Raw genomic sequence first — 11,201 nt, 5'->3', positions numbered from 1 at the left:
TCAGGCTGGAGGAGCACGACCATGAGACAGACACCGATCTTCCATAGGCTCGCCGCCATCGCGTTCGGCGCGGCACTCGGCGTTTTGAGCGCCGCAGGGCCGGTGCAGGCGCAGGAGAACGGGCCCGGGGAGGTGACCTTCAACCGGGACGTGGCGCCGATCCTCCAGGCGAATTGCCAGGAGTGCCACCAGGAGGGCTCCATCGCCCCCATGTCGCTCCTCACCTACCGGGACGCCTATCGCTGGGCGTCCGGGATCCGGGAGAAGGTCTCCAACCGCGTCATGCCGCCGTGGCACCTCGACCCGACTGTCGGCATCCAGGAGTTCAAGAACGACCGCAGCTTGTCGAGCGAGGAAATCGGGACGATCCTCGCGTGGATCGATGGCGGCCGCGCAGAAGGCGATCCCGCCGACCTGCCGCCGCCCGCCGAGTTCCCCGATCCGAACGAATGGCGCCTTCTCGCTGAGTTCGGCGAGCCCGACCTCGTCGTCGCATCCGAGCCCTATACTCTCGAAGCCGAGACGATGGACAAGTGGTGGCGGCCCGTGACGCCGACCGGAGTCACGGAGCCGCGCTGGGTGAAGGCCATCGAGATCAGGCCGGTCGGCAACGACGCGCGTACGATCACGCACCACGTGCTCGCCTTCCTCCAGCAGGACGAGGAGGAGAGCCCCATGAGCACCGGCATCGTCGAGGCGAGCACGCGAGGGGGCGCGATGGGCGGCCCGGGCCTGTTCATGGAGTGGGCCGTGGGCAAGGAGGGCGAGATCTTCCCCGAGGGTGCGGGCAAGGTCATGCTCCCGGGCTCGCAGATCCGCTGGGAGGTCCACCTCCACGCCATGGGCAAGCTCGTCGAGGACAGCTACGTGGAACTCGGCGTCTGGTTCTATCCGAAGGGGGAGGAGCCCCGGAACCGCACGCGGCTCGCATTCTTCGGCGCCAGTGGCCGGACAGGTCTGGACATCCCGCCTGGCGAGATGGCCGTGACGCAGGACTTCCACACGCTGCGCTGGCCCGCCCGCCTCGAGAACTTCCAGCCGCACATGCACATGCGCGGCAAGGCGATGTCGCTGGAGGCGATCTATCCGGACGGCCGCAAGGAGTTGATCAACCAGGTCGACAACTTCCAGTGGAACTGGCACATCAACTACATCTACGAGGACGTCGCCGCCCCGCTCCTTCCCGCGGGGACCACGCTCGTCATCACCGCCTGGCACGACAACACGCCCGAGAACCCGAACAATCCCGACCATGAGCAATGGGTCGACTACGGGGACCGGACCGTGGACGAGATGGCCCACCTCTGGGTGGACGTGACCTACCTCGATCCCGCGGAGTTCGAGGCGCTCGTGGCGGCCCGTGAAGAGGCGAGGCGCGCCGCCGAGGCCCAGACGAGCAACTCGAACCACTAGCCGACAGCCGGAACCGGGCGCCGGCCCCGCAGGTCCAGACCGATGGCCGCAACCGGTCAAGGGCTCACGCCGATGCTCGTCGTCCGCGACGTGGCGGCGAGTTCAGCTTGGTACGTCGAACTCTTCGGGTTCGTGAGCGGACGCGGCGGCCATCACTTCGAGCGGCTCCTGGGGCAGGACGGCAGCGTCGAACTGATGCTGCACCACCGCGAGTTCAAGGCTCACCCGGGGATGACGGATCCGGCGGAGGGGACGCCCGGTCGCGGCGTCCTCCTCTACTTCTACACCGAGGATGCGCAGGCGGTGTTCGAGCGCGCCCGCGCCATGGGAGCCGACTGTCTGGACGAACCGCACGAGAACCCGAACGCCCGCTCGATCGAGTTCACCCTCCGGGACCCCGACGGCTACCCGATCTCCGTTTCCCAGCGCACTACCGGCAGCGAATCGTAGTCCAAGGCTCGCCCACTTCTCCAAATGCGTGACATATTATGTGGTACTGTACATGGTACCAGCATCAGGTTATTCTGGTGATCCATGCGAACCAAGCACCGCAAGACTCTAGCGCGTGTCCACGGGAAGCCGACGCCGTCGGATATCCGGTGGGATCAGCTCAAGGCCATGCTGGAGGCCTGCGGCGTCGAGGTTCAGGAGCGGTCGGGATCGCGGGTCAGCCTCAGCAAAGGCAACGAGAGGATCGTAATCCACCGACCGCATCCCAGGCCCGTCGTGGGTCGGGAGACTGTTCGAGACATTGCGGCCTTCCTGCGAGCAGCGGGAGTGGAGTCATGATGGAATACAAGGGATATCTGGCGGCCGTGGAGTTCGATGACTCGGTCAACGTGCTCCATGGGCGGGTCATCAACAGCGGCCCGTATCCGATCGCGACGTTCGAAGCGACGGACACGAGGCAGCTACGCCGGGAGTTTCACCGCTCCATCGATGAGTATCTCGCCTGGTGCGAGGAAGACGGGGTCGAGCCGAAGCGGCCTTTCTCCGGCAAGCTGAACCTGCGCCTCGGCTCGGAGCTTCACGCGGCGGTCGCCGCAGCGGCGGCGGCGCGGCGGACGAGCATCAACTCCTGGATCGTCGACGCCGTGCGCGAGCGGACGAACGCTCCGTATCAGACCAACGACGACTGACGGAGCCGTTCGGGCTTAGCAGCTGAGGCAGTTGTTGTTGTTCTTCGCGCCCATGCCCTCGAGGAGGGCGATCGTCTCGAAGAACGGCTGTACGCGCTGGATCGGGCCGTTCGCCATGTCGACCGTCGTCTGGCCGCTGCGAGCCACGATCAGCGGGTCGGCGCCCTTGCCGACGAGGTACTCGATCAGCTCGTTGTGGCCTCGCGCGGCTGCGTAGTGGAGCGCACCGAACCCATCCGAGTCGCGACCGTTCACGTCCGCGCCCATCTCCTCGACGAGGTACTTCGCCGTGGCCATCCAGCTGTCCGGCCGGTGCCGGTGCTGGTTGCCCGTGCGTGACCGCCCGTAGCCGTAACCCGCAGCCGCGACCAGCGGCGGGATGCCAGGACCCCCGACCTCGACGGGCGGCAGTCCGCTGGGATCCTCTTCCTCTTCTTCGTCATCGTCGGCGGGTCGGCGACGGCGACGCTCCGGCGGCTTGCGGGTCGGCATATGCGGGTCGGCCCCGGCGGCCACGAGCATCTCCATGGCCGGGATGTCGAGCGCCTTCGCAGCCCGCCAGAACGGCGTCGCGCCGCTGAAGTTCACGCCCAGCAGGTCGAAGTTGTACGCCGAATACCAGATGTGCGTGCTCACGCGCGCGTTCGGGTCCGCCCCGGCGGCGAGGAGCATCTCCATCAGCTCCATGTAGTCAAGTTCCTGCTGGCGGAACGCGGTGGGCTGCGGATAGAGCGCCTTGGGCGCCCAGCGGTTGGCGATCGTCGCGTAGAGCGGCGCCACGCCGTCCTCGCTGGCGAGGTTCGGGTCCGCTCCCTGTTCGAGCAGCCAGGCCGCCAGGTCGTAGTGCCCGTTCACGGTGGCGACGACGAGCGGCGTGCTCTCGTCGCCCCCCGTCCTCCCGTCGATGTCGGCGCCCGCCGCGAGGAGGGCCTTGACCGTCTCGAAGTGGCCTTCGCGGACCGCGTAGTGGAGGGCGGTCATGCCGCCCTGCTTGCCGACGATGTCGGAGTAGCTCAGCGGCCGAGGCGCGGGGTTCGCCGGTTCCTCGTCGACGGCCGCGTCTTCCTCCGACTCCGCTTCGGCCTCGGCTTCTTCCGCTTCGTCGTCCTCGCGAGCCTCTTCGGCTTCCTCAGCCTCCTCAGCCTCGGGAAAATCCTCGCCCTCGGGAGGATCCTCGCCCTCGGGAGGATCCTCGCCCTGGGCGTTTGCGGCTTCCTCGACCGGCGTCTCGTCGGGCGCGGCGGCCTCGGGCTCCTCGCCGGGCGTCGTGCCCGCACCCTGGGTCACCGGGGCCGTGGCTGTTCCGTCGCGGTTCGCCCGGTCGGCTGCCTCGCGCCGGGTGGGCTCCTGGCCGGATGGCGTGTCTGTGCGAGTGACTCCGACCTCGGCGGTTTCGCCGCGAGCCTCGGCTTCGGCCTTTTGGATGGCCGTGAGAACTTCCCGCCGCCGGCCCCGGGCCTCGCTGTCGGTGCGTGCCTTCTCGACGAAATCCAGCACGCGCGACGGAACCGACACGTCCGCCCCGTGCGCGATCAGCGCGTGCACCGCCTCCAGACGTCCGGCGGCAGCCGCGAAGATGAGCGGCGTCTGGCCGTGGGCCCCCTCCTGCGCCTCGATCTCCGCCCCGGCCTCGAGCAGGCTCGTGAGGGTCGGCACATCCCCGCCCGCCGCCGCGAAGTGCAGGGGCGTGACGCCGGTCGTGGTTGCCGCGTTCGGGTCGCTGGCCGCCTCGATCAGGAGGGCCACCGCTTCGGCACGACCGTCCCGGCTCGCGAGGTGCAGCGGGGTGTAGGCGCCCAACCGTGTGGTCGAGGCGACGTTGGCCCCGGCGTAGACGAGCACCGACACCATCTCCGCGTCGCCCCTGAGCGCCGCCCAGTGGAGCGCGGTCATGCCATCGCCCTGAGCCGCGTTCACATCCGCGCCTTCCCGCAGGAGCGTCCGCACAGACTCCAGATCTCCCTGTGCCGCCGCCTCCGCGACCGGCGCGTCCATCGCCGTGGCTGCCCACAGCGTGGTCGCGCAGAGCGCGACGAGGGCCCCGGCCCGAAGGCCGGCCTTGCCGATTCTCTTCAACATCGATCTTGCCTCCGACCCTCCGACCAGTCTCGTGGCCTAGTCCTGCGCGACCGCCGAGAACGAGAAGTCGCCCGTGCTGTCGCCGAAGCTGTCCACGTCTTCCAGACCGAGCTTGTGCATCAGGCTGAGCATCACGTTCGCCATCGGCGTCCCGTCCGGCGCCTTGATGTGCATGTTGCCTTCCAGCTCGCCGCCGGCCTTGCCGACCACGAACAGCGGGCAACGCTTGTGGTTGTGCAGGTTCGAATCGCCCATCGGCGAGCCGTACAGGATCATGGTCTTGTCGAGCAGGTTCCCGTCCGGCTCCTCGATGCTGGCCAGCTTCTCGAGCAGATACGGCATCATGCTCACGTGGTAGCGGTTGATCTTCTCGTAGTCCCGCACACGCTCCTCGCGGCCGCCGTGGTGCGAGGCCGGGTGGAAGCCGGCGTCTACGCCGCTGCCCGGATACACGCGGCCCGACCCGTCGCGGCCCAGCTTGAACGAGAACACGCGCGTCAGGTCCGACTGGAAGGCCAGGGCCTGCAGGTCGAACATGAGCCTCACATGCTCGGCGAAGTCATCCGGAACGCCCGGCGGCGCCTCGGGGATCTCGCGCGTCTCACCGCTCGTGTTGTACGCCTCAATGCGCTGAATGCGGCGCTCAATCTCGCGGATGTTGTCGACATACTGGTCCAGCCGCCGCTGGTCCGTGGCCCCCAGAGAGCGCTTGAGACCGCTGACCTCGCCCATGATCCAGTCGAGGATGCTCCGGTCCGTGCGCCGGCGCGCGGCCCGATCCTCCGCCGTGCCTCCGGCCCCGAACAACTGGTCGAACGCAGCCCGCGGGTCGCGGATCATGGGCAGCGGCTCCGTCGGCGATGCCCAGCTGATCGTGTCCGTGTACACACAGGCATAGCCGTATGCGCACCCACCCGCCTGGTCCACGTTCTCGATGCAGAGCTGCATGGAGGGGATCGGCGTGTCCTGCCCGAAGCGCTGCGCGTAGTACTGGTCCATCGAAGTGCCGACGAACACGTCGGAGCCCTCGGTCTGCTTCGCGTGCGCCTGTGTGAGGAAGGTGGCGCTGGAACGGAAGTGGTCGCCGCCGATCTCCTTCGGCGTCTTCGCCTCCGCGTTCTCGACGTCCGTGTTCGAGATGATCGTCAGGTAATCGCGCCACGGCTCGAGCGGGCTCAGGCTGCTCGGCGAGAGGTCGAAGTCGCGCCCCACTTTCTCGGGCGACCACATGAACTGCGACGCACCCCATTCGTTACAGCCGGCGGCGCCGTGCACCATCTCGATGCCCACGAAGCGCTTCACGTCCGTGAGCGATTTCGTGGAGGCCCACAGCCGGCCGGCCGGCAGCATCGCATCCAGGAACGGCAGCGCTACCGTCGCCCCTACACCCTTCAGGGCCATGCGGCGAGAGATGTGCTTACCCGTGATGAGTTCCATGCTGACTCCTCCTGATCTGTTCTGCCCAGCAATCCTGCGACTGCAGGCGGCGCGTCAGTGCCCGCCGCCCGCGTCGATATCGTCTTCAGCCACCATCTCCGCGGCGCTCATCTGGAAGGGCGCGCTCTTCACGACCTCCATGATGAACGACGTCATCCGATAGTCCTCGCCCTTGGCCACGCGCGCGATCTCCCGCACCGTGGGCATGTCGTAGTACTCGATCCGCCGGCCCAGGGCATAGGCCATGAGGTTCTCGATGAAGGTCCGGACCATCGAGTCCTCGCGCTCGAGCAGCGCGGCACGCAGGTCCGGGGCGCTCAGAATCGGCGTCCCGTCGTAGAGCTCGCCCGACGTATCCACCGTCCGGCCCTGATCCTTGATCCGCCACGCCCCGGTGACGTCGAAGTTCTCGAGGGCGAGGCCGATCGGGTCGATCACCCGGTGACACGACCGGCAGGCCGGATTGGAGCGGTGCATCTCGAGCCGCTCGCGCACCGTGAGGAAGCGTCCATCCTCCGCCTCGTCCGTCGCCTCGAGGTCGGCCACGTCCGGCGGGGGCGGGGGCGGGGGCGTTCCGAGCAGGACCTCCATCACCCACTTCCCGCGCAGGACGGGTGAGGTTCGGTCCGCGTGCGAGGTCAGCGTGAGGATACTCCCGTGGCCCAGCAGCCCGCGGCGCGCCTCGTCCGGGATCGCGACCCGGCGGAACTCCTCCCCGGTCACGCCCGGGATCCCGTAGTGCCGCGCAAGCCGCTCGTTCACGAAGGTGTAGTCCGCGGTCAGCATTTCGAAGAAGGGCGCATCCGAGCGCAACAGGTGCTCGAAGAAAAGTTGCGTCTCCTCCAGCATCGCCTCGACGAGCCGGTGATCCCAGTACGGGTAGAGCAGCGCGTCGGGGTGAATCTTCTCCAGATCCTGCAGGCGGAACCACTGATAGGCGAAGCGCGTCGCCATGGCTTCCGCCCGGGGGTCGCCGAGCATACGCCGGGCCTGAGCCTCCAGCACCGCCGGATCCGAGAGGCGGCCCGCATCGGCCAGCGTCACGAGTTCGTCGTCCGGGTGCGTGCCCCACAGGAAGTAGGAGAGCCGGGTCGCGAGATCGATGTCGCTCAGACGATAGATCTCCCCCGGCGCCACGTCCTCCGGCATCTCCTCGAGACGGAAGACGAAGTGGGGGCTCGCGAGGATCGCCTGGAGCGCCGTGCGGATGCCGACCTCGAAGCCGCCCTCTTCGACGCCGAGGTCGAAGAACACCATCAGGTCTTCAACGTCGTCGGTCTCCAGAGGCCGGCGGTAGGCCGTGGCCGCCAGCGTCCTGATGATCTGCCGGGCACACGGCTTCTCCTCGTCAGGCGCCGTCGGCCGGCATGAGAAAATCCGCTTGCGGCTCGCCGTTTCCGAGATGCCGGTGACCGAGAACGGCCCCGTGACGAGGAAGTCGCGCAGGTGCGGGAGCGTCGTCACGCCGTAGGCGCTGCCGATGTTCGAGTCGGCCAGTTTGTAGTCGATCGGCTTGATGAGGTCGTTGTCCGGCCCCTCGGCGTTGAGGAGGAAGGCCGCCGTGACCCGCTGCGGACCCCCCCGCACGTGGATCGGCTCCGTCTCGATCACCATCCCCTGCGGGTCGGACTCCGACATGAAGGGGTCGATCTCGAGCAGCGCGACGCGCGCCCCGTCGATCGAAACCTCGATCTTCTCATCGGGAGCGGTCATCCCGTACAGGAACCCCGTCGGGCCCGGGTGCATGTCCATCTTGAACACGTACTCCCCGTCGGCCGGGAAGACGTGGATGACGGAGATCCCGCCCCGCGTACCGAAGGGCGCGCCCTCGGCCCGAACCGCCTGCGACGCCGTCTTCGGCACCTTGTAGGTGACCTGGCGCGGGCCCGCGTCCGGATCGCCGACCGCCATGCGGCTGATCTCGCTCGCCGACCGCAGATAACCCTCCATCAGCGTGGCGGACATCATCTGGACGTCGGCGATGTTGTCGAAATTGTCGCTCATCGTCTCCGTCGGCAGGAACGCCTCCATGTCGACGTCCAGATCGAGGAGGTCCTGCACCGCGCGACGGTACTCCGCCCGGTTGAGCCGCTGGAAGGTGCGCGTCCCCGGGTTTGGGTTCGAGCCCGCGGCCGCATCCATGTGCGCCTCGAGCTCCTCCACCATCGCCGTCATCGTGGCCTCTTCGGGCCGCCGGATGCCGGGCGGCGGCATCATGCCGGCACGCAGCTTCCGGATCATCCTCTCGGCGGTCTCGGCGTTGACCGCGGCCTCGGCGGCATCGAATTCGAGGAAGGAGAGGCTGCCGGCCCGGCGAGTGTCGTTGTGGCAGCGGACGCACACGGTGTGGATGACGGAGTTCGCCACGGTATCCGGCGCGGGGGCGACCGCAAGGGCGTGCGTGGGCCCGCCCAGTGGCGCATCTTCGCCTGTGACGACGAGATACAGCGCCGCCGTCCCCAGCGCCGCGATCGCGAACTTCTTCATGTAGACCTCACCGGCTGTCGCCCGTATCCTGCTGGGCAAACACCGCGACCTGCCGCGGCGTTTGGACGCAACATCCCCTCCCCGCATCCAGCCTATGCAAGATAGGGATTCCTTGCCGCGATACGCCAGCCAAAAGCCGGTCGCCGTGCGTCCCCGGGGAACTCAGTCCGGCGCGCTCCGGGACTCCAGGTAGTCGCGGCCGGCAGACATGAGGGCGACGAAGGCGGCCTCATCCCCCGCCTCGACCACGTCGCGGACCCTCTCCGCCGCCGCCACGAGTTCCTTCAGCGCGGCGTCTCCGTACTCGTTCAGCGACTGGATCTCGAAGTACATGTGCGGGTTCTCGCCGGCCAGCGCGCGCGCCACATCAAGCTGGGCCTCGAAGGTGGTGCTCGACACATCCGCCAGGCGCGGCGTCGTTTCGCCGGAGCGCGCCAGCGCCGTGAAGAAGGTGATATTGAGGGCGTGCGAGAGCCCGAGCACGAATCCCATCACCCGGTCGTGACCCTCCAGGTCCATGCGAACCCGCGTCGCCATCGTCGAGGCGAAGAGCGCCTCCGCCTCTTCCGTGGCGTCGGGACAACCGACGTCCACGAAAATCAGGTGCTCCCCGGAGAGGAGCTCGACATCGGGACCGAACATGGGATGGAGCGACGTGACCCGGACCCCGGCCTCCGCCATCGCCGCGAGGCCGGAGCGCACCGGACTCTTGAGCGAACCGATGTCGAACACCAGGCCCGGCGGTCGGATCTCCGCCAGCCGCTCGAGGACCTCGTTGGCGACGACCATGGGCGTCGCCACCACGATGAGGTCGTGATCGAGCGACGTCGCGGCCCAATCCGCGTGATCTCCGCCGGCGGGGTCGGCGGTCTCCACCTCGAACCCCTGGGAGGCGAGGAAGCGGACGAACCACCCACCCATCTTCCCGCATCCGCCGATGACGAGCGCCCGTTGTCCACCGCCCCGCGCCGCCGCTACCACGCTGCCCCGCTCCTGCACGGCGAGGGAAGAACGAATCAAGGAGAGAACGATGTCTTCGGCCAGCCGGGGGGAGAGCCCGAGTTCGTTCGCGACGGCGCGGGCGCGCTCGATGACCATCTTTTCCTGCTGGTAATCCCGCGTGGGCTTCCGCGCGGCGCGCTTCCGGTCCCCAACCCTGGCGGACACTTCCTGCCGCCGGGCCACGAGTTCGAGCAACTCGTGGTCGATGCGCGCGAGTTCGTCTCGAAGATCGTCAAGGTTCGACATGAATCGCTCCGGACTCTCAGCCGCCGGCGATCACGCGGATCGTCTGGCGCAGCGCGATCCAACTCACGTACGCCAGGAGAGGCGGCGCCACATAGCGGATCAGGAAGTGCGCCGTCGGGATCAGGCGCGCGAAGCCCGGTGAGGCCCCGATCCGGAGTTCCTCCTCCGGGTGCTTCATCACCCAGCCCACGAGCACGGCGATGGCGAGTACGCCCAGCACCGTGAGGAGTTCCGCCGCCACCTGGTCCATGATGCCCAGTGCGCCGAGGGAGAGGGCCGGCGCGATCCCGATCGCCGCGATGAGGAGGCCCGAAGTGAGCGTCGCCCGCCGGCGCGTCCAGCCCCACTCGTCGATGAGGATCGAAGCCGCCACCTCGAGCAGCGACACCGCGGAGGTGATGGCCGCCACGATCACGGCGATGAAGAACGCCGTCCCCACGATCCGGCCCAGCGTCTCCATCTGCGCGAAGGCGCTCGGGAGCGAGATGAAGAGGACGCCCAGCGTGCTCTCCCCCACATCCTCCGAGAGCCCGAGTCCGAAGACGATGGGAAACACGACCAGCCCCGCCACGAAGGCCACAAAGAAGTCCGAGAGCGCGATCACGGCACTTTCTCGACCGAGGTTGGCGCTTCTCGAGAGGTAGGAGGAATAGGTGACCATGATCCCCATCCCCACGCTCAGCGAGTAGAAGGCGTGGGCGGCCGCGCCTTGCAGCACGACCGGATCAAACAACTCGTTCAGCGACGGCGAGAGATAGAAACGGTACCCCTCCGCGGCGCCCGGCAGCGTCGCGGCCCAGATCGCGAGGCCGATGAGGAGGAGAAAGAGGACCGGCATGAGCAGCATGCTCGCCCGCTCGATCCCCTTGCGGACGCCGAACACGACGATTCCCACCGTCGCGGCGATCGACACGACGTGGAAGACGACCGCCGAGGGTCCGGAGGCGATGGATTCGTAACGTCCCGCCGCGTCGGCGTGGAAACCGGTCGCCAGACCATCGAGCGCGTATCGCAGCGCCCAGCCCGTGATCACCGACAGGTAGGCCATGATCACGGTCGAGGTGACCAGGAAGAGGAGACCCATCGCGGCCCAGCGTCGGCCTCCGACCGACCGCAGCGCCCCGATCGCCGACTGGCGGGCGCGCCGCCCCACCGCGAACTCCGCCAGCATCATTGGCACGCCGATGAGGAACGCCATGCAGACGTAGGCGACGAGGAAGGCGGCGCCCCCGCCCTCCGCCGTCTGATACGGGAAGCGCCACATGTTGCCCAGCCCGACGGCGGACCCCACGGCCGCAAGCACGAACCCGGCACGGGTGCCGAAGCGCTCGCGTGCGGATTTCGGTGGATCTTGAGGCTGGTTCAAGTCGCGGATCCTCGGCCGGATGTCCGTGCGGG

Annotated in this window: 9 protein-coding genes; 4 read left to right on the top strand and 5 right to left on the bottom strand. The window is 68.1% G+C overall.

What is annotated here, in order from left to right; all coding sequences use genetic code 11:
- Positions 1-21: 21 nt before the first annotated feature.
- From ACOOGH_RS14240 to ACOOGH_RS14225, 4 genes are all read left to right on the top strand, one after another.
- Entirely contained in the window at positions 22-1,413 is a 1,392-nt protein-coding gene (locus ACOOGH_RS14240) for a c-type cytochrome (RefSeq protein ID WP_420449547.1), read from the top strand.
- A 42-nt stretch (positions 1,414-1,455) separates the two neighbouring features.
- On the top strand, positions 1,456-1,863 hold the full coding sequence (locus ACOOGH_RS14235) for a VOC family protein (protein ID WP_420449546.1): 408 nt from the start codon (positions 1,456-1,458) through the stop codon (positions 1,861-1,863).
- Positions 1,864-1,947: 84 nt separating this feature from the next.
- Positions 1,948-2,202 carry a type II toxin-antitoxin system HicA family toxin gene (locus ACOOGH_RS14230; RefSeq protein WP_420449545.1) on the top strand — a complete coding sequence of 85 codons (255 nt, stop codon included), beginning with the start codon at positions 1,948-1,950 and terminating at the stop codon, positions 2,200-2,202.
- Positions 2,199-2,552: a type II toxin-antitoxin system HicB family antitoxin gene (locus tag ACOOGH_RS14225; RefSeq protein ID WP_420449544.1), complete on the top strand. Its 354-nt coding sequence runs from the start codon at positions 2,199-2,201 to the stop codon at positions 2,550-2,552. Before ACOOGH_RS14230 ends, ACOOGH_RS14225 begins: the two co-directional genes overlap by 4 nt.
- Before the next feature lie 15 nt (positions 2,553-2,567).
- On the opposite strand, the gene ACOOGH_RS14220 is transcribed toward ACOOGH_RS14225, so the two are convergent.
- The 5 genes from ACOOGH_RS14220 to ACOOGH_RS14200 all read right to left on the bottom strand — a co-directional run bounded on the left by ACOOGH_RS14220 (position 2,568) and on the right by ACOOGH_RS14200 (position 11,169).
- The gene (locus ACOOGH_RS14220; protein ID WP_420449543.1) at positions 2,568-4,631 is read right to left on the bottom strand and encodes an ankyrin repeat domain-containing protein; all 2,064 of its coding nucleotides are present in this window, start codon (positions 4,629-4,631) and stop codon (positions 2,568-2,570) included.
- A 36-nt stretch (positions 4,632-4,667) separates the two neighbouring features.
- Positions 4,668-6,068: a DUF1552 domain-containing protein gene (locus tag ACOOGH_RS14215; protein ID WP_420449542.1), complete on the bottom strand. Its 1,401-nt coding sequence runs from the start codon at positions 6,066-6,068 to the stop codon at positions 4,668-4,670.
- Positions 6,069-6,122: 54 nt separating this feature from the next.
- On the bottom strand, positions 6,123-8,555 hold the full coding sequence (locus ACOOGH_RS14210) for a DUF1592 domain-containing protein (protein WP_420449541.1): 2,433 nt from the start codon (positions 8,553-8,555) through the stop codon (positions 6,123-6,125).
- A 162-nt stretch (positions 8,556-8,717) separates the two neighbouring features.
- Entirely contained in the window at positions 8,718-9,803 is a 1,086-nt protein-coding gene (locus ACOOGH_RS14205; RefSeq protein WP_420449540.1) for a prephenate dehydrogenase/arogenate dehydrogenase family protein, read from the bottom strand.
- A gap of 16 nt (positions 9,804-9,819) precedes the next feature.
- Entirely contained in the window at positions 9,820-11,169 is a 1,350-nt protein-coding gene (locus ACOOGH_RS14200; protein ID WP_420449539.1) for a sodium-dependent transporter, read from the bottom strand.
- Positions 11,170-11,201: the final 32 nt, after the last annotated feature.

This window comes from Candidatus Palauibacter sp., from assembly GCF_965213655.1.
GTDB lineage: Bacteria > Gemmatimonadota > Gemmatimonadetes > Palauibacterales > Palauibacteraceae > Palauibacter.
The sequence above is the reverse complement of the archived record's forward strand: the minus strand, read 5'-3'. Positions and strand labels throughout refer to the sequence as shown.

Coding starts and splice junctions, on each gene's coding strand:
- ACOOGH_RS14220 (WP_420449543.1), bottom strand. CDS start 4,631: ATGTTGAAGAGAATCGGCAAGGCCGGCCTTCGGGCCGGGGCCCTCGTC.
- ACOOGH_RS14230 (WP_420449545.1), top strand. CDS start 1,948: ATGCGAACCAAGCACCGCAAGACTCTAGCGCGTGTCCACGGGAAGCCG.
- ACOOGH_RS14235 (WP_420449546.1), top strand. CDS start 1,456: ATGGCCGCAACCGGTCAAGGGCTCACGCCGATGCTCGTCGTCCGCGAC.
- ACOOGH_RS14215 (WP_420449542.1), bottom strand. CDS start 6,068: ATGGAACTCATCACGGGTAAGCACATCTCTCGCCGCATGGCCCTGAAG.
- ACOOGH_RS14240 (WP_420449547.1), top strand. CDS start 22: ATGAGACAGACACCGATCTTCCATAGGCTCGCCGCCATCGCGTTCGGC.
- ACOOGH_RS14210 (WP_420449541.1), bottom strand. CDS start 8,555: ATGAAGAAGTTCGCGATCGCGGCGCTGGGGACGGCGGCGCTGTATCTC.
- ACOOGH_RS14225 (WP_420449544.1), top strand. CDS start 2,199: ATGATGGAATACAAGGGATATCTGGCGGCCGTGGAGTTCGATGACTCG.
- ACOOGH_RS14205 (WP_420449540.1), bottom strand. CDS start 9,803: ATGTCGAACCTTGACGATCTTCGAGACGAACTCGCGCGCATCGACCAC.